The following is a 25,127-nucleotide window of genomic DNA, read 5'->3' on the forward strand; positions in this document are numbered from 1 at the left end:
TTTCGCAATTGGGTACCCAAATGCTATGCTTGCCAGTTTGAAAAGTATAGATGGATATAGTATGGTTGTCAAGAAAAATGAATGAGGTAAAAATCAATGACAGAAGAAATACGGTATCGTGAAATTCAGCGAAAAATGAGAGTTACGCCAAGAGAAAATGAATTGATTAAAGAACGGATGGAACTTCACGGATTTAAAAATTTTAACACCTATGCCCGTTATATGCTTTTGACAGGCGAGGTCGTAACCGTTGATTATTCGGAGCTGATAAAATTAAGAACAGAGATAAATCGTATTGGTACAAATATCAATCAGCTTGCAAAGTACATCAATACAAATGAAGAAATTACACTTGAAAACTTTCAAAATTTGCAGGCTTCACTTGCAGAAGTTAAGCGGTTGATGGAGGATAGTTTTGATAAAGAAGTGGCTATGATTGAAAAAATGATGAGAGACAGAAGGGAGTAAATTGACTTGGTTGTTACAAAAGTTAAGCAGATAAAATCGGTCAACAAGTTAGCTGATGGTATCAAGTATATTGAAGATGGTGCTAAGACTATTGGAACAGAATTGATTGATTCTGATTTGAACTTTCCTGTAAAGGTTGTAGATGGTCAGATAGTCTCTCAGCTAGTTTCAGGAAATTTGGTGATCGATGTTGAGTCTGCTTATTCAGAATTTATGATGTTGAAGCAACTTGCCAATTTAGAAAAAGGAAGACCAATCAATAATGAAGAGTTGGTCGAAAACGATGTTTTGGCACACCATCTTATTCAGTCCTTTTCCCCTGAAGACAATTTGACACCTGAGCAAGTACATGAGATAGGACGGAAGACAGCTCTTGAGTTGACAGGTGGCAGTCATCAATTTGTCATTGCAACTCACATGGATAAGGGGCATCTTCACAATCACATTTATATCAATTCCACTAACTCGGTCACACTCAATAAATTCAGATGGCAAAAAGGAACAAAGAAAGCCCTTGAACAAATTTCTGACAAGTATGCAGACCTGGCAGGTGCAAAAATTATTGACCGTCAAAATCAATTCGGACACAAAGAATATTCAGCTTATCAAAAAGAGAATGTTTTCAAGTTAGAAATTAAATCACGGCTTGAGTTTCTCCTGAAGCATTCAACCAACCTTTCAGATTTTCAAGAAAAGGCAAAGGCGTTAAATCTTGCAGTTGATTTTACGGGGAAATATGCCAAATATAGATTATTGGATAAAGACCAAAAACGAAATACTCGTGACAGCACTTTATCTAAAAAGGGACGGTACTCTTTAGAACAGATTGAGGAACGCCTGGCTAAAAATGAAATCGTCTATCCGTTGGAAAGTATCAAGAGTGAGTATGACAAGTTACAAGCTGAAAAGGAAGAAGATTTTGAAATACGGGTCAAGATTGAACCGTGGCAGGTCGAGCATGAGACGGACACAGGTATCTATCTTCAAATGCAATACGGTATTGCCAACAAAGGTACAGTCAAAATTCCTAGTCGCCTTGTTGATAGACAAGAGGATGGAAGTTTTGATATTTTTATCAAGAAGTCAGATTTTTTCTATTTCATCAATCCTGACAATTCAGCAAGCAATAAATTCATGAAAGGGTCAACGCTTATCAATCAACTTGCCTACGAAAGCGGAGAATATATCTTAACCAAGAACCCTAACATTTCTAAGTTGGATTTGTTGGTCAAAGAATATAATTATTTGGTTAGTCACGGGGTATCCGATTCAGATCAATTCCATGAGTTACATGACCGCTTCCTGGGACAGATTGAAGAAACACAAGAGTCACTTGATCGATTGGATGAGAAGGTCGAGCGACTCAATAAAATTGCTTCAGCGCTTGAAGATATTCACGCAGACAATCCGATTGATGCCAAAGTAGCTTATCAAATTTTAGAAGAATTGAACATTTCACCTTCAGTCAATCCTAAAGAAATTGAAAAGCAGGTGGTCGAGGTTTCCATAGAGCGGAAAGCACTTAAGGAAAAATTTGACAGCATCGTTAAGGACTTTACTCAGTATGAAAAACTTGAGAAAAATGCTCAAGCAAGGCGTCAAGATGTTAAGAGTCACTATGAAACAAGTAAGGATGAAATTTAATTTTGCGACTAATTTTTATTGAAATTTGAAACGAAAAATAGTATAATGATTCTGCTAATATAGACCTTAGCGGATGATTGATCTTGTGCTAAAGTGTGTATTAGTATGTAGTGTTTTAGGGATAAACTTGGACATATCGCTTCTTTGTGATTTAATTCAAACCTATATTGCTATTTCTAGCTTGAAAAGAGGTATATCTATGAAGTTGTCTATTTCAAACTTGGTGGTTAATGGTGCTGTTGGAGTGACCGTTGAATTGTTTATCCTAATTACAGAAAGTACCAAATAGCGCCTAGAGGGTTCGAATCCCTCACACTCCATAAAAACCACTTTTTTAAAGTGGTATCTATCGCAGGCTTCGGCTTGCGTTTTTTTTTAGTGGACAATAGGCTATAGCCTATTGACCGCTTACCGTTTTCTTGATTTTAAAGGGATGAGGGGGCGGACAATAGGGTTAGGCAAAATAGAAAGGAGAAAAATGGTAAAAATTGGATATGCAAGGGTCAGCACGACTGACCAAAATATGGATAGACAACTGGATCAACTGAAGCATATTGACAAACTCTTTCAAGAGTCTATCAGCGGTGTCAGCAAAGACCGCCCACAGTTAAAAGCCATGCTTGACTATATCCGTGAAGGGGATATAGTCGTTGTGACAGAGCTAGAACGACTTGGAAGAAATAACCAGGAGCTAACTGAAATCATGAATCAGATACAAACTAAAGGGGCTACCTTGGAAGTGTTAAACCTTCCAACCCTTCGAGGGATTGAAGATGATAACTTGAGACGGCTTCTAAACAACTTAATTTTAGAGCTTTACAAGTACCAGGCACAAGCTGAAAGGGAACGTATCAAGGAACGTCAAGCCCAAGGGATAGCTATTGCAAAAACTCAGGGCAAATACCAGGGCAGAAAGGCACTCTTTACTGAAGACGATAGCAGACTAAAACACGCCTTCGAGCTTTACCTTTCAGGAAAGTCTGATAAAGACGTGGCAGGCTTAACAGGCATAAACGAGCGAACATTTAGGCGCTACCGTGAAAAATATCAGATAAAAAGATAGTGATTTATATCATGATTTTAATAGTGATAAAAATATTGATTAAAATCATGATTTTTATATTGATTTTTATCATGATTTATATTATAATAGAAGTATAGAAAATGGAGGGAGAAAAAACAAATGAAATTACTTAGTTTTGTTGCCATCAAGGGTGGAGTTGGTAAAACCACTTTAGCTCTTCTAACTGGTCAGTATTTAGCTAGTAAAGATCATAGAGTTTTATTTATTGACCTAGACCATCAAAGTAACCTAACACACTTTTATGACGTTTACGAGGATTCAGGAACGGTTGCCAATGTCTTTACTGGTTCAGGAGACGTGAACATTTTATCGGTTGCGCCTAACATTGATTTAATTGCAGGTTCTATGAGACTAGATGAAGCTGAAAGAAGACTTGAAACCAATCCTAATCAGAATATGTTTCTGTATGACTGGCTAGGTGAGAACCTGGAAGCAAAGAACCTGGCACAGTACGACTATGTGATTTTAGATTGCAGACCTGACTTCGGGATTGCTACAAGAAATGCTATCGCTGTTAGTCATGCTCTTTTCAGTCCTATTACGCCAAGCGATTTTGCTTTTGAAGCGAAACAAAATCTTGAAGTCCGTCTTGACGAGTACAGAAAAACAGAAATTGTACGTCCAAGCCGTGAGTCTCTAATTACTGCTAAACTCTACTTTTTGCCTAACATGATAAAGCATAATACGGCAAAATCGAAAGAGTTGTTATCTGTCCTTGAAAATGATGACAATGTTGTTGGTCAAATTCCTCAAAAGGAATTGTTTAATTGTGCATCAAAAGACAATACTGTTATTGACATCATGGCTGACCAAACATCACGAAACGAACACAAGGCTTTCTTTTCAGCTTTGGAAGAAACACTGATCCAAATTCAGACCGTTTCGGATAACTCCTGATATCAATCAATATAAAAAACATGATTTTAATCAATATTTTTATCACTATTAAAATCATGATATAAATCACTATTTAAAAAGAGGTATGCAATGGCTTTTGAAATCAAAAAGGACAAAATTAGTAAAGCGTTAGGCGAGACACTACCGTCAGTCCCTAAGGCAAAATCACAAGGGCGAAGAGCAGGTCGTCCATCAGGGAAGACCAAACATCCTTATCAGTTCACCTTGAAGCCCCAAAATCGAGAAAAGCTAGATAGGATTGCATTGAAAGCAGGATATAGCGGAGCATCAACTTTCCTTGATGATTGGATTGAGAGTTATATTGAGAGTTCTGAAGAATAACCGTCAATATTTTTATCATTATTAAAATCATGATAAAAATGTCTATAAATATTATTTACGCAGGTGACCTATGCAACCAACCTATGAAATTGATAACCCCAACCTTTCCTATCAGACTAAACTTGACTTATGGCAGACTGGCTTTGGTCTTCAGCAAGTGGACGGTCTTGAGCCATCACGCTATATGGTTGAATTGGCTAAAGAGCAGATTGAAGGTAAGATTGAGTATCAACAAATTTATGACCAAATTACCAAATACCATGAAGAGACCGATGATAGCACGAAAGAAGCTGATATTGTCTCTTTAAGGATTGTAGAGCTGTTATCAAGCAACGCCTTCAAGTTTGCCCCAACCACTCTAAAATCAATCCATAAAGAGCTATTCTTTGGCGTTCTAAGTCAAGGTATCCCTTTAGGAGAATATCGCCATTATAACATCACTAAAAAAGAGCCGATTTTAGAGGGAGATAGCGTTATCTATGACCATTATCAAACTATCTCGGCTAGCTTAACCTATGATTTTGACCAGGAGTCACAATTTGACTATCGAGGGAAGACACCTGAAGAAATGGTCAAGCACTTGAAAAAGTTTGTATCGGGAATTTGGCAGATCCATCCGTTTGGAGAGGGCAACACCCGAACTGTTACGGTCTTCATGATTAAGTACCTACGTTCACTAGGCTTTGAAGTTGATAATAGCCCGTTCAAAGAGAATGCACGTTACTTCAGGGATGCCCTGGTTTTGGACAATGCAAAATTGCTGAAGAAAAATCCTGAATACCTGGATAGATTTTTTGAAAATCTGTTGTTAGGTGGTCAACACGAGCTATCTCTAAAGAAAATGTATCAAGAGGTTTTACCAACTGCATCCGCTCCAAAGAACCAAAAAGACCAAGGTTTATCACTTTAGATATTGATTTTAATCACTATTAAAATCATGATATAAACCAATGTTAAAATCACTATAAAAATATAGACCCTTCCGTTTGGAGTGGTCTTTCTTCTTGTCTTGTTTTTGGGGTATAATAGGCGGTAGCGATGATTGAGGTGACAAAAATGGATATAACCGTGTTAGACGAAAGAGAATTTTCAAGGCAATTGAACCAAAATAATCAACGGGCTTTTTTGAAGATGATTGAAAACTATGAAAAATTCATTGCCCCTAGTATGCGAGCGCAGGGGTACAAAAGAATCAATCAAAAAGAGCGGACAGTTATTTTTTCTTTTGGAGAAATGACCTTTTCACGTAGCAGATGGAAGAAAGATGACACCATCCGAATCCCTGTTGATGAAAAGCTAGGACTAGAACCAAGGTCGAGGTTTTCTCAGGAGCTACTTTACCAGGTGACCAAGCTTGCTAATTTTATGCCCTATCGTAAAGTTGTATCGGTGATGGAAATGTTAAAGGAAATCTATATCACCAAGAATACAGTTCAGCACGCTTTAGACGTGGCAGGTGAACTCCTAGCTGAAAAAGAGGAGTACGACTCCTTGTCAGCTTCAGACTGGTCTGAAGATAACCAGGACAAAGTGAGAGCAAAGAAAGTCTATATTGAAGGTGATGGGGTTTGGGTCAAACAGGCAATACCTGACAGGAAAAAGAAGTCTATTGAGTTAAGTCATTTTGTCGTCCATACTGGAAACAAGAAGGGGAAGAGGAATATCTTAAAAGACAAGATAGAAGTTATCTCTACACGCTGTCATAAAGCCAAAGATAGACTAATGGATTTGTTGACTAGGCATTTTGAAATTACTCCCGAAACGGTCATTGTGACTAATTCTGATGGTGGTAAAGGCTATTCTCCTACGGACTTTAAGGAGTTAGTTAGTGCTTTTAAGCCTAAAGAGCATTTGCACTTTTGGGATGCTTTTCACGTGAATCAATCCCTGAAAAAGAATTTACGTACTTTTCCTTTAGAGCTGACCAAACAAGCCTTTAAAGCGGTCAAGAGCCGAGATAAGGGTTTACTAGAAACGGTACTTGATACGGCTGAATCTTTGATTAAATCAGACAAAAAATTAGAGTCTTTTCAACGCTTCAAAAGACAACTTCTAAAAAACTTTAAATATACTGATCATCCTGAGAGCTTTGGACTCAGTAGCAAGGGTATTGGTATCATGGAATCTCAGCATCGCAAAGTGACGTATCGAATGAAAAATAGAGGTATGTATTGGAGTGAGAAAGGCGCTGATACTATGAGCCAAACCATTCTTTTAAACCATACAGGAGAATTGAGAGACCTCTTTTTCGGAGAGTGGAGGAAATCCTACCAAACAATAAAAGACCAGGAAAAAGATTATCCTGGTCACTTTCAACATACTCAAAAATCAGATTATACACTACCACAGGTCAATCGCTCAAACCGAAAACCGAAGTATTGGGGAGCTCTTACCGATGAAAGGGATTAAAAATCAGATGAAACCATGAATTGTCAAGCCTTTTAGATAAAAAGTTTGGGAAAATGCTTGCATTTTCCTCCCAAAGTGGTATAATAGACTTATAAAAACACGAACAAAAGGCGCTGAGTGCTAGTAACACTCAAACGCCTACCGATTAAACAACCGTTACTTGTTCAATCAGTTTAAATCTATTGTATCATCAAAAGAACAATAAATCAAGACTGGAGCAGGAAAAAGTTGAAAGTTTCGGTCTTTTATTTCCGTTCTCTTGGTGATTTTTCATTTTCTCCCAAAAACAGACACACTCAAAGCGCATTCATTACTTGAAAAAAGTCGCTATTATATGGTATAATGGACTGTATTAAAAATTTTAAGGAGAAATGACAGAATGTCTGTATCATTTGAAAACAAAGAAACAAACCGTGGTGTCTTGACTTTCACTATCTCTCAAGACCAAATCAAACCAGAATTGGACCGTGTATTTAACTCAGTAAAGAAAACTCTTAACGTTCCAGGTTTCCGTAAAGGTCACCTTCCACGCCCTATCTTCGACCAAAAATTTGGTGAAGAAGCTCTTTATCAAGATGCAATGAACGCACTTTTGCCAAATGCTTATGAAGCTGCAGTAAAAGAAGCTGGTCTTGAAGTCGTTGCGCAACCAAAAATTGACGTGACTTCAATGGAAAAAGGTCAAGACTGGGTTATCACTGCCGAAGTTGTGACAAAACCTGAAGTTAAATTGGGTGACTACAAAAACCTTGAAGTATCAGTTGATGTAGAAAAAGAAGTAACTGACGCTGACGTTGAAGAACGCATCGAACGCGAACGCAACAACTTGGCTGAATTGGTTATCAAAGACGGCGCTGCTGAAAATGGCGACACTGTTGTCATCGACTTCGTTGGTTCTATCGATGGTGTTGAGTTCGACGGTGGAAAAGGTGAAAACTTCTCACTTGGACTTGGATCAGGTCAATTCATCCCTGGTTTTGAAGACCAATTGGTAGGGCACTCAGCTGGCGAAACTGTTGACGTTGTCGTAACATTCCCAGAAGACTACCAAGCAGAAGACCTTGCAGGTAAAGAAGCTAAATTCGTAACAACTATCCACGAAGTAAAAGCTAAAGAAGTTCCAGCTCTTGACGATGAACTTGCAAAAGATATCAATGAAGAAGTGGAAACACTTGCTGAATTGAAAGAAAAATACCGCAAAGAATTGACTGCTGCGAAAGAAGAAGCATACAAAGATGCCCTTGAAGGTGCAGCAATTGATAAAGCTGTAGAAAACGCTGAAATCGTAGAACTTCCAGAAGAAATGATCCACGAAGAAGTTCACCGTTCAGTAAATGAATTCCTTGGAAACTTGCAACGCCAAGGTATCAACCCTGACATGTACTTCCAAATCACTGGAACTACTCAAGAAGACCTTCACAAACAATACGAAGCAGAAGCTGAGTCACGTACGAAGACTAACCTTGTTATCGAAGCAGTTGCCAAAGCTGAAGGATTTGACGCTTCAGAAGAAGAAATCCAAAAAGAAATTGAGCAATTGGCAGCAGACTACAACATGGAAGTGGCTCAAGTACAAAACTTGCTTTCAGCTGACATGTTGAAACACGATATCACTATCAAAAAAGCTGTTGAATTGATTACAAGCACAGCAACAGTAAAATAATCTCAAAAGAGAAAAAACCCACCTGCCTAGGTGGGTTTTCTGTTGCACTATTTTCCAAAAATCTCTTTGAGATCTGTATCTGTAATCCCAATCATAGCGGGGATGCTAGACCAGTTTTCTTCGGTGAGGATGTAGGATTGTTCAGAGTTACTTGCTGTGGCAGTTTCAGAGAAGGCTTGTTTGCTTTCTTCAATTTTATTTTCAATTAAACCACTGAAACGCTCAGTCAGATAGGTCTTGCGGGCAGTCCCGATATGCTTGACTGCATAGTCAAAGGCCTGTAATTCACCAAGAAGGATGAGCTTGCTCTTGGCCCGTGTGATAGCTGTGTAGATGAGATTTCGCTCCAGCATGCGCTTGCTAGCACTGGTGATGGGCAGGATGACAACAGGAAACTCACTTCCCTGAGACTTATGAATACTCATGGCATAGGCTAGTCGAATCTTGTACCATTCGTTGCGTGGATAGATGACCTCATTGCCATCAAAATCAATGACAATCTCGTCTTGTTTGGACTCGGTGTATTTTCCAGGAATCAGGTCTGTGATGTAGCCTAGGTCTCCGTTAAAGACATTAACTTCGGCATCGTTGACTAGGTGAATGACCTTGTCCCCTGTTCGATAGTGACACTGAGTTGCTTCAAAGCTAACTTGCCCCTTTTGCTGAGGATTGAGCAGGTCTTGCATGAGTTGGTTGATGGCGTCAATACCAGCAGTTCCTCGATACATAGGCGCTAGCACCTGAATATCTCGAGCCGGAATGCCACTTCTGAGGGCAGCACCGAGGATTTTCTCAATGGTAGCTGGGATATGGCCACTAGCAATTTCAAAGTAGGAACGGTCAGGTTTTTTCTGGGTAAAGTCGGCTGGCAAGATTCCCTGTCGAATCTGACTAGCCAAGGTAACGATAGTTGATTCTTCACTCTGACGGTAAATCCGTTCCAAGCGGGTCTGTGGAATCAGGGGTATCTGGAGCAGGTCAGCAAGGACTTGTCCGGGACTAACAGAAGGCAACTGGTCACTGTCTCCCACGATGAGGATTTTACTGTTAGAAGAGATATTGGAGAAGAGTTGGTTGGCTAGCCAAGTGTCCACCATAGAAAACTCATCCACGATAATAAAGTCGGCATCCAGATAATCTTCCAGATGACTGGTATCATCGTCTCCTGTCATCCCCAAATGACGGTGTATGGTCGCGCTAGGCAAACCTGTTAATTCATTCATGCGCCGAGCCGCTCGACCAGTTGGAGCAGCGAGAAGAATCGGAAGGTTGCTTTTCTTCCTGAGATCAAGCCCTTCTAAAAGGGCATAAACAGCGATAATTCCATTGATAACAGTCGTCTTACCTGTACCAGGCCCACCTGTCAGGATAAAGACCTTGTTCTGGATAGCGTCGCAGATAGCCTGTTTTTGAATGTCATCGTATTGGATAGCTAATTCTTGCTCAACAGTAGCGATATGCTTGTGAATGGTTTCTAAATCCTGACTTTGTTTCTTTCCTTTTTCGAGGATACGAACCAAATGACTGCGAATGCCTTCTTCGGCGAAAAAGAGGCTGTTATCAAAGATTTTGGTATCAATCTGCTGAACCTTGTCTTCTTCAATCAGATGAGATAATTCCTGAGCAACTTGGCTGGGATCGAGTTCCACGGGACGGGAAGACTCGAGGAGAGTCAGGGTTTGTTCCAGCAAATCTCGGGCTTCCATATAGGTATCGCCTGTCTCCATACATCCCTGAAAAAGACTGTGGACAAGGCCAGCACGGAAGCGTTCAGGAGCTTGACTTTCGATGCCTAGTTCGGCAGCTAATTGGTCTGCAATGGTAAAACCTAAGCCCTTGATATCTTCAACCAGTTGGTAGGGATAGTTTTCGACAATATCTAGCGTTTCTTCCTTGTAAAAGTCTTGAATCTGAAAGGCCAGTTTATTGGGAATGCCGTAGTTGGCAAGTTTAGCCAAGACCATTTCTGTCCCATAGTTGAGACGGAGGGTGGAAACAAAAGTCTCACGGTTTTTGGCAGAGAGTCCAGCAATGCTTTCCAGCTTTTCAGGATGCTCCAGAATTTCGTCTATGGTATTGTCACCATAGCTATCAACGATTTTTTGGGCCGTTTTGAGACCAATCCCCTTGAAATGACTGCTAGAAAAGTATTTGACTAGCCCATTCTTAGTTGGTTTCGCCCGTTCATAACGGCTGATTTGCAGCTGTTCCCCATACTTGGAGTGCTGAACGATTTGCCCCCAAAAAGTGTAGTCTTCTCCTTCAATCACGTCCGCCATGGTTCCTGTAACGATGATTTCAAAATCGTCAAAGTCCTCCGCATCGGTATCTTCGATATCTAGGAGGAGAATGCGATAAAAATTACTGGGATTTTCAAAAATAATACGTTCAATGGTGCCTGAAAAATAAACTTCCATAGGTTTCCTTTACATGAGTTCGTGAGAGTTGTACCCTTAGCTTATTTGAACAAGCTAGGAGACTAAAAGGTCTTCTTCTCGAATAGAAAAAGAGGCTGAGACTTAGCATTCTCGGCCTCTTCCTTATCTTAAAAAGTTCCGATACGGTTAAGCGGCCAGAAACGGAATTTTGCTTCGCCCTTGATATCGCTGGCCTTGAAGGTACCGACATGGCGGCTGTCGCTAGAGACTAGACGATCGTCACCAAGGAGAAGGTATTCGCCTTGAGGGACAGTAAAGCTGAAGCTGGTATTGGAATTGACATCGACTGTAAAGGCTTGTGCTTTTTGAGCAAGTTCTCTAAAGTAAACTCCCTTATTGCCTTCAAATCCTTTTCCAGTATAGGTGTTTTGCAACTTTTCTGTTTTGAACAAGTTGAGGTACTCAGCTAGGTAGGGTTCATCCGTTTCTTCACCGTTGATAAAGAGTTTGTCATTTTCGTAGCGGATGGTATCTCCAGGCATGCCGATGACCCTTTTGACAATGTCTTTATTTCCGTCTTCCTCATGCGCAACTACAATGTCAAAGCGGTCAATTGGGAGGTGTTTAACAACGAAGAGAACCTCTCCGTCGGCTAGGGTAGGGTCCATCGAGTGTCCTTCCACACGGACATTGCTCCAAAGGAAGATACGGCTAAGGCCGACCAGCGCAATAATCAGGAAGAAAACTCCCCATTCTTTTAGAAATGTTTTAAACGAATTCATAACTCACCTTTCTAGAAGTGCTTTGGCTTTTTCAGTGTTTTTAAAATGCAGTTTGGCACAGAAATGAAGTCCCTTCATGCCATAGGATTGAAGGATTTTGCTAGCGACCTTATCAGATGCAGTTCCAGCGCCACTTGGCAGCTGATAGCCTAGTTCTCGTCCAAGATTTTCCAAGTTTTCGAGGAAGAGATCCCGCGCGATGATAGAGCTAACTGCAACAGCCAGGTATTTGCCCTCGGCTTTTTCTTCTAAGCTAATTTTGTTTGGAAAACGGTTGGCTTCTTGCGCCAAGTACTTGTCATAGTTTTTAGGGCTTGTAAAAGCATCAATCACGATTTTTTCTGGCTGGACTCCTTTTTGGAGAAGGAGAAAGATAGCCTGGTTGTGAAGGGCAACCTTTACAGAAGCAGCATTGTAACGTTCTCCGATAACTTCGTTGTACTTGCTCGGTGAAAGGAGGAGCGCTTGGTGCTGGACCTTTTCTTTAAGGATGGGGGCAATCTGACGAATCTTTTGGTCTGTCAGGGTTTTTGAATCCCCCACACCGAGTTTTCGCAAGAAGTCATGCTGGTCAGATGTCACGAAGGAAGCCACGACAGCCAGTCCACCAAAGTAGGAACCATTTCCCACCTCATCGGTCCCAATCATAGGAAAATCTTGTCCACTGTTTTCTTGTTGAACCTCATAGTCAAAGAAACTGGCGTACTGCTCAGCAGCTTCGCCTTGCAGGAGGACTTTTCCAGAAGTATAGATGGAAACTGTTGCCTGAGGGAAGCGCAAAAAATAGCGGATATAGGGATTTTTACTAGGACTGAGAGCCTTCTGATACTGACTTAAAAAGCTCTGAATTTCTTGTTCACTTGGTATGAGTGTGATACTTGCCATAGTCTCTATTGTACCACAAAAGCAGGAGAATTGGTAAAAACTGACAAAGTTAGCGAAATTTGGTATAATATCGTGAGGTGAATTTTATGGCAAATCTAAATCGATATAAGTTTACATTCGGGAAAAAGACATTAACCTTGACAACCGAGCATGACAACCTCTTTATGGAGGAAATTTCCAAGGTTGCGACTGAAAAATACCAAGCAATTAAAGAACAAATGCCTGGGGCGGATGATGAAACCATTGCGCTTCTTTTGGCGGTCAACTGTCTGTCTACACAGCTCAACCGTGAGATTGAATTTGATGACAAGGAGCAAGAGTTGTTAGAACTCCGCCACAAGTTGATTGCTGTCAAACAAGAACAGAGCAAGATTGAGGACTCCCTATGATTTCAATCCTACTCTTATTGGTTCTGGCTTGGGGCTTTTACATTGGCTACCGTAGAGGTTTGGTCCTGCAAGTTTATTATTTCCTCTTTGCAGTGATTTCAGCCTTTGTTGCGGGACAGTTTTATAAATCATTGGGAGAACACTTCCACTTACTTGTCCCTTATGCCAATCCTCAGGAAGGACAGGGCACCTTTTTCTTCCCTTCAGACCAGCTTTTTCATCTAGACAAGGTCTTTTATGCGGGTCTAGCCTATCTTTTAGTTTTCGGAATTTGTTATAGTATCGGACGTTTTATCGGTTTGTTCCTGCACTTGATTCCAACTAAAAAGCTCGATGTCAAATGGTTGCGTATCGGATCAGGCGTTTTGTCTCTATTGGTAACCTTATTTGTCTTGCAAATGGCTCTGACCATCCTTGCAACGGTGCCTCTGGCAGTCATTCAAAATTCACTCGAAAAAAGTATAGTAGCCAAACACATCATCCAAAGTGTCCCTTTTACGACAAACCTTATCAAACAACTCTGGGTGACAAATTTAATCGGATAAAAAGGGCGGGATTTTTCCTAGCCCTTTGTTTACAGATTGGACGACTAAGTCAAAACCCCTAGTTGCTATAATCTTGTAAACCAGCATACAAGGAAAGAATATGAATACAAAAATACTAGAAACCTTAGAATTTAATAAAATCAAGGCCTTGTTTGAACCTCATCTCCTGACAGAACAAGGACTAGAGGAGCTAAAAGGCTTGGCCCCAACTGCCAAGGTGGATAAGATCAAACAAGCCTTTACAGAGATGGAGGAAATGCAAGCCCTATTTGTGGAGCAACCTCACTTTACCATCCTAGCGACGCGTGAGATATCAGCGGTTTGCAAGCGTCTGGAGATGGGGGCGGACCTCAATATTGAGGAGTTCCTGCTCCTCAAACGGGTCTTGCTGGCTAGCAGGGAGTTGCAAGGTTTTTATACCAATCTCGAAAACGTACGCTTGGAGCAGTTGGCGAGATGGTTTGAAAAACTACATGATTTCCCACACTTGCAAGGCAGTCTCCAAGCTCTAAATGATGCAGGATTTATCGAAAATTTTGCCAGTGAAGAGCTAGCACGCATCCGTCGAAAAATCCATGATAGCGAGAGTCAAGTTCGAGATGTCTTGCAAGACTTGCTCAAGCAAAAAGCGCAGATGTTGACGGAAGGTATAATCGCTAGCAGAAATGGTCGTCAAGTCTTACCAGTCAAGAACACCTATCGCAATAAGATTGCAGGTGTTGTCCATGACATCTCTGCTAGTGGGAATACGGTTTATATCGAGCCACGTGAGGTGGTCAAGCTGAGCGAAGAAATCGCTAGTCTGCGAGCAGACGAACGCTATGAGATGATTCGTATCCTGCAGGAGCTCTCAGAACGGATCCGCCCTCATGCTGCAGAGATTGCTAATGACGCTTGGATTATCGGCCATTTAGACTTGATTCGTGCCAAGGTGCGTTTCATCCAAGAAAGACAAGCAGTCGTTCCTCAACTTTCAGAGAATCAAGAGATTCAACTCCTTCATGTTCGCCATCCTTTGGTCAAAAATGCTGTTGCAAACGATGTACACTTTGGTAAGGAATTAACAGCCATTGTCATTACAGGTCCCAATACTGGTGGGAAGACCATCATGCTCAAAACTCTGGGCTTGACTCAACTCATGGCCCAATCTGGATTGCCCATTCTAGCTGACAAGGGGAGCCGTGTCGGTATTTTCGAGGAAATCTTCGCAGATATTGGGGATGAGCAGTCTATCGAACAAAGCTTGTCTACCTTCTCTAGCCACATGACCAATATCGTAGATATTCTTGGCAAGGTCAATCAGCACTCGCTCTTATTACTAGATGAACTTGGCGCAGGTACCGATCCGCAGGAAGGAGCAGCCCTTGCCATGGCTATTTTGGAGGATCTTCGTCTGCGTCAGGTCAAGACTATGGCGACGACCCACTATCCAGAGCTCAAGGCCTACGGTATCGAAACAGCCTTTGTGCAAAATGCCAGTATGGAGTTTGATACAGCCAGTCTGCGTCCGACCTATCGCTTTATGCAGGGAGTTCCTGGCCGAAGCAATGCCTTTGAAATTGCTAAACGTCTGGGCTTGTCAGATGTCATCGTAGGAGATGCCAGCCAGCAGGTCAATCAAGATAATGACGTCAATCGCATCATTGAACAATTGGAAGAGCAGACGCTTGAAAGCCGTAAACGCTTGGACAATATCCGTGAGGTGGAGCAAGAAAACCTAAAGATGAACCGAGCACTCAAAAAACTCTACAATGAGCTCAATCGTGAAAAAGAAACCGAGCTCAACAAGGCGCGTGAACAGGCTGCCGAGATTGTGGAACTTGCTCTAAGTGAGAGTGACCAGATTCTCAAGAACCTCCATAGTAAGTCTCAACTCAAACCCCATGAAATCATTGAAGCCAAGGCTGAGCTGAAGAAATTGGCCCCTGAAAAAGTCGACTTGTCTAAAAACAAGGTCCTTCAAAAGGCCAAGAAAAAACGAGCTCCAAAGGTGGGAGATGACATTGTGGTTCTCAGTTATGGCCAACGTGGAACCCTGACCAATCAACTTAAGGACGGCCGTTGGGAAGCCCAAGTTGGTTTGATCAAGATGACCTTGGAAGAGAAAGAATTTGACCTTATTCAGACTCAGCAAGAAGCCCCAGTCAAGAAAAAACAAGTCAATGTCGTCAAACGTGCTTCTGGTCGTGGTCCGCAAGCCAGATTGGATCTCCGAGGCAAACGGTACGAAGAGGCCATGAATGAGCTGGACGCCTTTATAGACCAAGCCCTGCTCAATAACATGGCGCAAGTCGACATCATCCATGGTATCGGAACGGGTGTCATCCGTGAGGGCGTCACCAAATACTTGCAAAGAAACAAGCATGTTAAGAGTTTCGGTTATGCTCCACAGAATGCTGGCGGCAGTGGCGCCACCATTGTAACCTTTAAAGGATAGAGAGAAGAAGGATTCACTCTTTCTGAAAAAAGAAGTGAAAAGTCAAAAATTTTCATAGAATATATTGACAAAGGCTAACTTTTCTTGTAGAATAATAAAAAATAAAATACCAACACCGAATGAAGTTTAATAGAAGTGGAGAAAGGTTTGTTTTCCATGACTGTAAATGGACGGAACTCTGGAGAGACCGTAAAGGCACCGAAGGGGCAAGGCAGGTAACTGCTCAAACTCTCAGGTAAAAGGACAGAGCTAGGATAGACCGCTTTTTGGCATTTATCTAAGCATTCCAGAGTACATGTATCTTGCATGTGCTCTTTCTTTTGGGGTTGAAAGATAGGAGAAGGATATGTTAGAATTGCTAAAAGCGCTTGATGCTTTCGTTTGGGGGCCTCCCCTCTTGATCTTATTGGTCGGAACGGGTATCTATTTGACCATCCGACTAGGCCTTTTGCAGGTGGCTCGTCTCCCTAAGGCCTTTCAGCTGATCTTTACCAAGGATAAGGGGCATGGCGATGTGTCGAGCTTTGCTGCTCTCTGTACGGCTCTAGCAGCCACCGTTGGTACGGGAAATATCATCGGGGTCGCAACAGCCATTAAGGTTGGAGGACCAGGAGCCCTCTTTTGGATGTGGATGGCAGCCTTCTTTGGGATGGCGACCAAGTATGCCGAAGGCTTGCTAGCCATCAAATATCGCACAAAGGATGCAAATGGAGCTGTAGCTGGAGGACCCATGCATTACATCCTTTTGGGGATGGGAGAAAAGTGGCGTCCACTTGCTATCTTCTTTGCCCTAGCGGGTGTATTGGTAGCCCTTCTAGGGATTGGTACCTTTACCCAAGTCAATTCGATTACAGAATCCATTCAAAATACAGCCCAAGTTGATCCAGCTATCACGGCTTTGATTTTATCCATTTTTGTAGGGATTGCCGTCTTTGGTGGTCTCAAATCCATATCAAAAGTTTCGACAGCAGTGGTTCCTTTTATGGCTATTGTCTATATTCTGGGAACTCTTACAGTTATTCTCTTTAATATCGAGAAAATCCCAGCTACACTTGCTCTCATCTTTACTTCAGCCTTTAGTCCAGCGGCTGCGGTAGGTGGCTTTGCAGGTGCCAGCATTCGGATGGCTATCCAGAATGGTGTGGCGAGAGGAGTCTTTTCTAACGAATCTGGCCTAGGATCAGCTCCCATTGCAGCGGCTGCAGCTAAGACAAATGAACCAGTAGAGCAAGGCTTGATTTCCATGACAGGAACCTTTATTGATACTTTGATTATCTGTACTCTGACAGGTCTGACAATCTTGGTAACTGGTGTTTGGAGTGGTGATTTGAATGGAGTTGCCTTGACTCAGTCAGCCTTCTCAACAGTTTTTTCACACTTTGGACCAGCTCTTTTGACCATCTTCCTTGTACTCTTTGCCTTTACGACGATCCTCGGATGGAACTACTACGGAGAACGCTGTTTTGAGTTTCTCTTTGGTGTTCGTTTTATCTGGCTCTATCGTGTAGTCTTTGTAGTCATGGTCTTGTTGGGAGGATTTATCGAGTTGGATATGGTTTGGATTATCGCAGACATCGTCAATGCCTTGATGGCTTTACCAAACTTGATTGCCCTCTTAGTCTTGTCGCCAGTCGTCATTGCTGAGACTAAAAAGTATTTTAAACACTAACCCAATCACACTTTTAGTGTGATTTTTTTCATTTCATAGACATTTCCTATCAAGGCGATTGAAAATATATATTATTCAAGTGGAAAATTCTATGATAGACTAAATGACAATAAAATGAAAAGAGGTTTCTTATGACAATATTTACCATCCACACAGTAGAATCAGCACCAGCAGAAGTAAAAGAAGTTCTTGAAACAGTACAAAAAGACAACAACGGCTATATTCCCAACCTAATCGGTCTCTTGGCCAATGCCCCAACCGCGCTTGAAGCCTACCGAACTGTCGGAGCCATCAACCGTCGCAATAGCCTGACACCAGTGGAACGCGAAGTAGTACAAATCACAGCTGCTGTAACCAATGGTTGTGCTTTCTGCGTCGCAGGTCACACAGCCTTTTCAATCAAACAAATTCAGATGAATGATGATCTTCTTCAAGCCCTCCGCAACCGCACTCCGATTGAAACAGATCCTAAATTGGACACCCTAGCTAAGTTTACCTTGGCGGTCATCAATACCAAAGGGCGTGTAGGAGATGAAGCCCTTAGTGAATTTTTGGAAGCTGGATACACGCAACAAAATGCCTTGGATGTGGTTCTCGGTGTTAGTCTTGCCAGCCTTTGCAACTACGCCAACAACCTAGCCAATACGCCTATTAACCCAGAATTACAACCTTATGCTTAATTCATATCTGAGAAAAAATGAAGTCTGAAATAATCGGGCTTCATTTTTTAGGCTCTCATTTAAGCGCTTTTATGCTATACTAATAATAACATGATTATTGGAGGCTCGGATGAAAAAGTTCCCCTTGGTATTTTCTGGCTGTTTACTAGGCTTAGCAGGTGCAGGAAATCTGCTTGCAGATACTTTGCCTGTTCCGTCGCATTTATTGAGTCTGACTGGTTTAGTTTTGTGGATTTTCTTTCTGATTCTTCATCTTTTTAATTGGGAAGAAACCAAGCAAGAATTGACCAAGCCCCCTCTTTTATCTGGAATGGCCACTTTTCCTATGGCTGGGATGATTTTAGCGACCTATGTCTTTCGCGTATTCCCTGCTCTTCCTTTGGTAGCACAAGGGATCTGGTGGTTTTCATTTCTCTTGGATTTGACTTTGATTGCGATTTTTACCATCAAATTTGCCTGTCCAGGTCGGAAGGTCAATGCGACTCCAAGCTGGACGGTGCTCTATGTGGGGATAGCTGTGGCAGCCTTAACCTATCCTCTGGTAGGTATCGTTGAAATTGCCTATGCAACCTTGAGTTTTGGTTTTGTCTTGACCTTTTATCTCTATCCCCTTATTTATAGCGATTTAAAGAAAGATCCCCTCCCAGTGGCCTTGCTTGGACAGGAAGGAATCTACTGTGCTCCCTTTTCCCTACTCTTGGCTTCCCTAGTTCGAGTTGGAGGAGCAAGCCTACCGACTTGGCTCTTGATTGTCATGATTTTGGCATCTCAGTCCTTCTTTTTCTTTGTTTTAACTCGCCTGCCTAATATTTTAAAACAAGGTTTTCAACCAGCCTTCTCAGCCCTCACCTTCCCAACCATTATCACAGCTACCTCGCTCAAGATGGCTCAAGGAATTTTGAAACTTCCATTTCTGGATTATCTGGTGTTGGCTGAAACGGTTATATGCCTCACTATTTTATTCTTTGTCTTGGTTGGTTATCTGATTTGGTTACGAAAAAAGGTCTAGCTAGAAATAGCTAGGCCTTATTTTTTATGGTTTGATAACTTCAGCGCCACCCATATATGGACGAAGAACTTCAGGGATGGTCACAGAACCATCTGCGTTTTGGTAGTTTTCAAGAATGGCAGCTACTGTACGCCCAACTGCAAGTCCAGAACCGTTCAAGGTGTGAAGGAGTTTAACCTTGCCATCGGCTTCATCACGGTAACGGATTTGGGCACGACGGGCTTGGAAATCTTCTGTATTTGAACAGCTTGAGATTTCACGATAGGTATTTTGCGCTGGAATCCAAACTTCTAAGTCGTAAGTCTTAGCAGCTGAGAAGCCCATGTCTCCAGTAGAGAGTGCAACAACGCGGTACGGAAGATTGAGTTTTTGAAGGATGTTTTCAGCGTTGGCCGTCATTTTTTCTAATTCTTCATACGATTCCTCTGGTTTGGCAAATTTGACCATTTCAACCTTGTGGAATTGGTGCAAACGAATCAAGCCACGTGTATCACGACCAGCTGAACCAGCCTCAGAACGGAATGAAGGACTCATAGCGGTAAAGTAGATTGGTAGGTCTTTACCGTCAAGGATTTCATCGCGATAGTAGTTTGTCAAAGGCACTTCTGCGGTAGGAATAAGGACATAATTAGTATCTTTCAATTCAAAAGTATCTTCCTTGAATTTTGGATATTGACCAGTACCAAACATAGAATCATGGTTAACCATGTATGGTGTGATGACTTCAGTATAGCCCTCTTTTCCATGCTCATCCAACATAAAGTTGTAGATGGCACGTTCCAAACGAGCACCAAGGCCTTTATAGAAGAGGAAGCGAGCACCAGTAACTTTTGCTCCACGTTCCCAGTCAAGGATACCAAGATCTTCACCAAGATCCCAGTGAGCTTTTGGTTCAAAGTCAAACTCACGTGGAGTACCCCAACGGCGGACTTCTACATTGTCATCTTCGTCAGCTCCGATAGGAACACTGTCAGCGGGGATGTTTGGAAGAGTAGTGGTAAATTCTGTCAATTTAGCATCGATGTCCGTCAATTCAGCATCCAAGGCTTTGATTTCAGCAGATAGGGTTTGCATCGCAGCAATCTTGTCATCGGCATTTTCCTTGTTGCGCTTGGCTTGGGCAATCTCAGCAGAAACTGTGTTGCGTTCTGCCTTAAGGTTTTCAACCTTGACCAAGATATCACGGCGTTTAGCATCGATTTCTTTCATCTCGTTTAAGGCAGCAGAATCTACACCACGTGTAGCTAATTTTTCTGCGACAGCATCAAAGTCTGTACGAATACGTTTAATATCTAACATAAGAACTCCTTTATGAAAAAAACACACCTGACAAAGCGTTGGAGTGGCAGGGCCACGGTTCCATCCAACTTCACAGGTGTGCACTTGATTGTGTATGTAATTGTTACTAACGGTAGAATTTCACTTACCCCTCCTATCTGCTCGCAGCACCCGCAGACTTTCTGGAAGAAGAGGATAACCTACTTATCCGTTGCTATGATTATACTAAAGTTTCTACTTTTTTGCAAATAGATTTTTGAATTTTTGACCAATGGTCTGGAGTAAAGTAGGAAGTTTCACAACCTTGTCATTGCCCAGTTTTTCGCGAGCAATTTTAAGAATGGCACCTGAGTCTTTTGAAGCAAAGAGGAATTTTCCTTGATCAGTGAAGACTTCAAAGTGGCGACTGATTTTGCGACCACTTACGTTGGCTCCAATTTGCTGAATACTTGACCAGGGAATTTGGATATATTGTTCGACATTGACATCAGGATAAAACTCTAAGGCTTGATCCCCAACTAGAAATTTTCCGACTTTTCCCGAGATGGAAAGATAGGATGTTCCAGTGGTTTGTAAGTCAATGACTTTATTGAGTGATTGGGCCATGATTAATCTTCCTTACTTTCATCGAAAAAGGCGTGGTAGAGAGCCTTGATAGCTGCCTTTTCTTGCTCTTTATTGACAACAAACATGATGGAAACTTCACTTGAGCCTTGGGACATCATCTGGATGTTGATTTTGTTTTCAGATAGAGCGCGTGTTGCCGTAGCTGTTACCCCGATATGACTCTTCATCTTTTCTCCGACAATCATAATGATTGAAAGGTCGTGTTCGATTTCAGCATGGTCCACTTCGGCTTTTTGAACTAACTGACGCAGAATTTCTTCCTCCTTGATAGGAGTCAATTCACGGGAACGAAGGATGATTGAAAGATCGTCGATACCTGTTGGCATATGTTCCCAACCAATGTTAAGATCTTCAAGGATTTGAAGAATCTTACGACCGAATCCAACCTCGCGGTTCATGAGGTATTTTGACATGTTGATGCTGACGAATCCAGAATCACCAGCGATCCCAACGACTGGGAATTTATCGCTACTGTGTTTTAGAACGATACGAGTTCCTGGATGATCAGGGTTGTTGGTATTCTTGATAACAAGAGGAATTTTTCCGCGGTAGGCAGGTAGAAGGGCCTCATCATGAAGGACAGAAAATCCGGCGTAAGCCAACTCACGCATTTCACGGTAGGTTAATTCAGGAATGGAGTGTGGTTGATGGATAATACCAGGGTGGGCAGCGAAGATACCGTCTACGTCCGTAAAGTTTTCATAGAGATCAGCCTTAACACCTGCTGCGATAATGGAACCAGTAATATCTGAACCCCCACGTGAGAAAGTACAGATTTGATTTTCCTTAGTCACACCAAAGAAACCAGGGATGACAAGGACTTCGGTGCTATCAGCCAAGCCTTCAATCTTGTCATAACTAGATGGAATGATACGTGCGTTTCCTGGTTCACTTGTGACAACAATCCCAGCTTCTCTTGGGTGAACATAACGTGCATCAATGCCGTTTTGGTTAAAGTAGGCTGCAATGAGTTTGGCATTGTTATTTTCTCCAGCTGCTAAGAAAGTATCGTAGAGAAATTCATTGTCCTCTATAGGAAGAGTTGCCAAGGCCCGAATACTTTTAGAGATTTTTTCTAAAACAGCAGGTTTTAACTCTAGTTCACTAACCATAGCGGCATAACGGTCAATGATCCAGCTTTGGCTAGCACTGATGTCATTTCCAGCCACATAGTCGCGATAGTATTTAATCAAGGCATCGGTTACTTTAGTATCTTCAGCATTGCGTTTTCCGGGTGCAGAAACGACTACAAAACGGCGTTCCTTATCACTTTTAACGATGTTTAAAACTTTTTCTAACTGACCAGCAGAGGCAAGCGAACTTCCACCAAATTTTACAACCTTCATAAGGACTCCTCAAGTAAGTATTTTATACGATTATAGCAGAAAGAGGGGTATTTTTCAATGAAGAAAATAACTTCCTATTATAATAGAAGAAAACACTAACTTATTCTGAAAAGCGATAACCGTTTAAAAGTAAGAGTGTCAAATTTTACTCACACTCATAAATGATGGGTAAATAATCAGCTGAGACACTTTCCTTTAGTTTTTCCTTGCCTCTTTATCTAAAAAAAGGTATACTTTGATGATAAAACAATTTTATTGCCTTATAAAAGAAAAGGAGAAGCTATGAATCATATCTTATATCAGATCGTAGATGATCTGGCTATCATTACTTTGAATCGTCCCGAAGTGGCAAATGGTTTCCATATCCCAATGTGTGAGGAGATTTTAGAAGCTTTGACTCTAGCAGAGCAGGATCAAGCTGTGCAGTTCATCTTGATTAATGCTAATGGGAAGGTTTTTTCAGTTGGGGGAGACTTGGTTGAGATGAAACGAGCAGTAGACGAAGATGATATCCCTTCTTTGAATAAGATTGCAGAATTAGTCAATACAATTTCTTTTAAAATCAAGCAAATTCCTAAACCTGTTTTGATGGAGGTAGATGGAGCGGTTGCTGGTGCTGCAGCAAATATGGCAGTAGCAGTTGATTTCTGTTTAGCGACTGACAAGGCAAAATTTATCCAAGCCTTTGTCGGAGTGGGATTGGCGCCAGACGCTGGTGGGATTCATCTCTTGAGTCGTAGCATCGGGGTAACACGGGCTGCACAACTTGCCATGACAGGTGAAGCCTTGACTGCTGAAAAAGCGCTAGAATGGGGCGTGGTATACCGTGTTTGTGAAGTTGACAAATTAGAAAAAACAAGAGAACAAGTTCTGAAAAAATTAAGAAGAGGTTCAGCAAACTCATACGCAGCGATTAAAAAGTTAGTTTGGGAAAGTCAATTCAAGGATTGGCAGAATTATGCTGAATTAGAATTGAAATTACAAGAATCGTTATCTTTAACTGAAGATTTTAAAGAAGGGGTTCGAGCACATTCTGAAAGAAGAAGACCAAAATTTTCAGGAAAATAAAAAAATACTTGCATAATTTTTTGAAGTTTGTTATACTTCTTTTATCAAATGTTTTGATTGTAAAAGCTTTTTGAGGGGGAGGGAAAAAGTTTGGACTACCAACAAGTAAATGATTATCTAACATCTATTTTTAATAACGTCCTTGTGATCGAGGAGGTTAGCTTACGAGGTAGTCGATTCAAAGACATCTCCATCAAAGAAATGCACACGATCGATGTGATTGGGAAGTTCCCGGAGGCAACGCCAAGTAAGGTTTCAAAAGAACTGATGGTAACTCTTGGGACAGTGACGACGAGTTTGAATAACCTGGAGAGAAAAGGTTATATTGAGCGTATTCGTTCTGACCAAGACCGTCGAGTGGTCTATCTGCATTTGACAAAGCAAGGTCGTTTGGTTCACCGCCTTCATAAACGGTTCCACAAGGCTATGGTCGAAAAAATCATCGATGGCATGAGCCCTGAGGAAAAAGAGGTCATGGGCAGAGGTTTAACGAACCTTTATCAATTTTTGGAGGATTTGAAATAATGGCTTTTGCAAAAATAAGCCAGGTTGCTCATTATGTTCCAGAGCAAGTGGTCACTAATCATGACTTAGCCCAAATCATGGACACAAGCGATGAGTGGATTTCAAGTCGAACAGGAATTAAACAGAGACATATCTCAAAATTAGAGTCTACAAGTGACTTGGCGACAGAAGTTGCTAAGAGCTTGTTAGCTAAAGGGAGCTTAACAGCGGATCAGATTGATTTTATCATTGTAGCGACGATTACCCCAGACTCGATGATGCCTTCCACAGCAGCTCGAGTTCAGGCAAATATCGGAGCGCATAGAGCTTTCGCCTTTGATTTGACAGCAGCTTGCAGTGGCTTTGTATTCGCTCTCTCAACTGCAGAAAAGTTTTTAAGTTCTGGACAGTTCAAAAAAGGGATTGTTATCGGGGCTGAGACCTTATCCAAGGCAGTTGATTGGTCAGATCGTTCAACAGCTGTTCTCTTTGGGGATGGTGCTGGAGGGGTTCTCTTGGAAGCGAGCGAAATACGTCACTTCCTTGTGGAAAGTCTCTATACAGATGGCTCTCGGAGCGAGTGTTTGACCTATGGTCAAACGGCTTTGGCTTCTCCTTTCTCAGATCAAGAAGCAGTTCCTGCTTTTTTGAAAATGGATGGACGAGCAGTTTTTGATTTTGCAAATCGTGATGTTGCTAAATCGATCAAAGAAACCATTGAAAATGGTCCAATCGCAGCTTCAGAATTGGATTATCTCTTGCTTCATCAGGCAAATATCCGCATTTTGGATAAGATGGCTAAGAAGATCGGCGTAGACCGAGACAAACTTCCTGCCAATATGATGGAGTATGGAAATACCAGTGCAGCAAGTATCCCGATTTTGCTCTCAGAGTGTGTGGAGAATGGCATGATTCGTTTAGATGGTAGCCAGACGATTCTCCTATCAGGCTTCGGTGGAGGTTTGACATGGGGCACACTCATTCTTACAATCTAGGTAATCATGTGGTAAACACATAGTTATA

At 41.7% G+C, this 25,127-nt stretch carries 23 protein-coding genes and 1 riboswitch; of the genes, 17 read left to right on the forward strand and 6 right to left on the reverse strand.

Annotated elements, in window-relative coordinates; translation table 11 throughout:
- Positions 1-96: 96 nt before the first annotated feature.
- The 8 genes from mobC to tig all read left to right on the forward strand — a co-directional run bounded on the left by mobC (position 97) and on the right by tig (position 8,507).
- On the forward strand, positions 97-468 hold the full coding sequence (gene mobC, locus EKB01_RS05400; protein WP_167265967.1) for a plasmid mobilization relaxosome protein MobC: 372 nt from the start codon (positions 97-99) through the stop codon (positions 466-468).
- A 6-nt stretch (positions 469-474) separates the two neighbouring features.
- Entirely contained in the window at positions 475-2,112 is a 1,638-nt protein-coding gene (locus EKB01_RS05405) for a relaxase/mobilization nuclease domain-containing protein (RefSeq protein WP_167265970.1), read from the forward strand.
- Positions 2,113-2,590: 478 nt separating this feature from the next.
- On the forward strand, positions 2,591-3,175 hold the full coding sequence (locus tag EKB01_RS05410; protein WP_120719218.1) for a recombinase family protein: 585 nt from the start codon (positions 2,591-2,593) through the stop codon (positions 3,173-3,175).
- Positions 3,176-3,295: 120 nt separating this feature from the next.
- Positions 3,296-4,093 (forward strand): ParA family protein, encoded by a 798-nt coding sequence (locus EKB01_RS05415; protein ID WP_167265973.1) that lies wholly within the window; start codon positions 3,296-3,298, stop codon positions 4,091-4,093.
- 90 nt (positions 4,094-4,183) lie between these two features.
- On the forward strand, positions 4,184-4,435 hold the full coding sequence (locus EKB01_RS05420) for a hypothetical protein (protein ID WP_049478273.1): 252 nt from the start codon (positions 4,184-4,186) through the stop codon (positions 4,433-4,435).
- 70 nt (positions 4,436-4,505) lie between these two features.
- Entirely contained in the window at positions 4,506-5,345 is an 840-nt protein-coding gene (locus tag EKB01_RS05425) for a Fic family protein (RefSeq protein WP_001183258.1), read from the forward strand.
- A gap of 128 nt (positions 5,346-5,473) precedes the next feature.
- Complete coding sequence (locus tag EKB01_RS05430) at positions 5,474-6,844, forward strand: ISLre2 family transposase (RefSeq protein WP_167265976.1); 1,371 nt, start codon at positions 5,474-5,476, stop codon at positions 6,842-6,844.
- Between the two features lie 379 nt (positions 6,845-7,223).
- Complete coding sequence (gene tig, locus EKB01_RS05435) at positions 7,224-8,507, forward strand: trigger factor (protein ID WP_167265979.1); 1,284 nt, start codon at positions 7,224-7,226, stop codon at positions 8,505-8,507.
- Positions 8,508-8,554: 47 nt separating this feature from the next.
- Here the strand turns inward: tig and EKB01_RS05440 are convergent, their stop codons facing one another.
- The 3 genes from EKB01_RS05440 to rnhC all read right to left on the reverse strand — a co-directional run bounded on the left by EKB01_RS05440 (position 8,555) and on the right by rnhC (position 12,552).
- Complete coding sequence (locus EKB01_RS05440) at positions 8,555-10,924, reverse strand: ATP-dependent RecD-like DNA helicase (RefSeq protein WP_167265982.1); 2,370 nt, start codon at positions 10,922-10,924, stop codon at positions 8,555-8,557.
- Positions 10,925-11,052: 128 nt separating this feature from the next.
- Entirely contained in the window at positions 11,053-11,667 is a 615-nt protein-coding gene (gene lepB, locus EKB01_RS05445; RefSeq protein WP_001083990.1) for a signal peptidase I, read from the reverse strand.
- Positions 11,668-11,670: 3 nt separating this feature from the next.
- Positions 11,671-12,552 (reverse strand): ribonuclease HIII, encoded by an 882-nt coding sequence (rnhC, locus tag EKB01_RS05450; protein ID WP_167265985.1) that lies wholly within the window; start codon positions 12,550-12,552, stop codon positions 11,671-11,673.
- A gap of 86 nt (positions 12,553-12,638) precedes the next feature.
- On the opposite strand from rnhC, the gene EKB01_RS05455 reads away from it, so the two are divergent.
- The 6 genes from EKB01_RS05455 to EKB01_RS05480 all read left to right on the forward strand — a co-directional run bounded on the left by EKB01_RS05455 (position 12,639) and on the right by EKB01_RS05480 (position 19,281).
- A complete protein-coding gene (locus tag EKB01_RS05455) occupies positions 12,639-12,941 on the forward strand; it encodes a hypothetical protein (RefSeq protein WP_167265988.1) in 303 nt (100 codons plus the stop codon).
- Positions 12,938-13,486, forward strand: coding sequence for a CvpA family protein (locus tag EKB01_RS05460; RefSeq protein WP_167265991.1), 549 nt, complete (start codon positions 12,938-12,940; stop codon positions 13,484-13,486). Before EKB01_RS05455 ends, EKB01_RS05460 begins: the two co-directional genes overlap by 4 nt.
- A 100-nt stretch (positions 13,487-13,586) precedes the next feature.
- Positions 13,587-15,923, forward strand: a complete 2,337-nt coding sequence (locus EKB01_RS05465) for an endonuclease MutS2 (RefSeq protein WP_167265994.1) — start codon at positions 13,587-13,589, stop codon at positions 15,921-15,923.
- 168 nt (positions 15,924-16,091) lie between these two features.
- A riboswitch (glycine riboswitch) is annotated at positions 16,092-16,180 on the forward strand.
- A gap of 89 nt (positions 16,181-16,269) precedes the next feature.
- Positions 16,270-17,592, forward strand: coding sequence for a sodium:alanine symporter family protein (locus tag EKB01_RS05470; RefSeq protein WP_000891448.1), 1,323 nt, complete (start codon positions 16,270-16,272; stop codon positions 17,590-17,592).
- Positions 17,593-17,723: 131 nt separating this feature from the next.
- A complete protein-coding gene (locus tag EKB01_RS05475) occupies positions 17,724-18,272 on the forward strand; it encodes a carboxymuconolactone decarboxylase family protein (protein ID WP_000151890.1) in 549 nt (182 codons plus the stop codon).
- Positions 18,273-18,381: 109 nt separating this feature from the next.
- Positions 18,382-19,281: a TDT family transporter gene (locus tag EKB01_RS05480; protein WP_000714448.1), complete on the forward strand. Its 900-nt coding sequence runs from the start codon at positions 18,382-18,384 to the stop codon at positions 19,279-19,281.
- A gap of 24 nt (positions 19,282-19,305) precedes the next feature.
- Here the strand turns inward: EKB01_RS05480 and serS are convergent, their stop codons facing one another.
- The 3 genes from serS to EKB01_RS05495 form a co-directional block, all read right to left on the reverse strand.
- Entirely contained in the window at positions 19,306-20,580 is a 1,275-nt protein-coding gene (gene serS, locus EKB01_RS05485) for a serine--tRNA ligase (RefSeq protein WP_000884241.1), read from the reverse strand.
- 213 nt (positions 20,581-20,793) lie between these two features.
- Positions 20,794-21,165 carry a DUF956 family protein gene (locus EKB01_RS05490; protein ID WP_000079370.1) on the reverse strand — a complete coding sequence of 124 codons (372 nt, stop codon included), beginning with the start codon at positions 21,163-21,165 and terminating at the stop codon, positions 20,794-20,796.
- Positions 21,166-21,167: 2 nt separating this feature from the next.
- Positions 21,168-22,532 (reverse strand): aspartate kinase, encoded by a 1,365-nt coding sequence (locus EKB01_RS05495; RefSeq protein WP_109289670.1) that lies wholly within the window; start codon positions 22,530-22,532, stop codon positions 21,168-21,170.
- Positions 22,533-22,814: 282 nt separating this feature from the next.
- On the opposite strand from EKB01_RS05495, the gene EKB01_RS05500 reads away from it, so the two are divergent.
- The 3 genes from EKB01_RS05500 (at position 22,815) to EKB01_RS05510 (ending at position 25,099) form a co-directional block, all read left to right on the forward strand.
- Positions 22,815-23,600: an enoyl-CoA hydratase gene (locus EKB01_RS05500; RefSeq protein WP_001015587.1), complete on the forward strand. Its 786-nt coding sequence runs from the start codon at positions 22,815-22,817 to the stop codon at positions 23,598-23,600.
- 90 nt (positions 23,601-23,690) lie between these two features.
- Positions 23,691-24,125, forward strand: coding sequence for a MarR family transcriptional regulator (locus tag EKB01_RS05505; protein ID WP_000386338.1), 435 nt, complete (start codon positions 23,691-23,693; stop codon positions 24,123-24,125).
- Positions 24,125-25,099, forward strand: coding sequence for a beta-ketoacyl-ACP synthase III (locus EKB01_RS05510; protein WP_049550248.1), 975 nt, complete (start codon positions 24,125-24,127; stop codon positions 25,097-25,099). The genes EKB01_RS05505 and EKB01_RS05510 overlap by 1 nt, the downstream gene beginning before the upstream one ends.
- The last annotated feature ends 28 nt before the right edge of the window (positions 25,100-25,127 follow it).

It is taken from the genome of Streptococcus sp. CCUG 71758 (assembly GCF_011714815.1).
Lineage (GTDB): Bacteria > Bacillota > Bacilli > Lactobacillales > Streptococcaceae > Streptococcus > Streptococcus halitosis.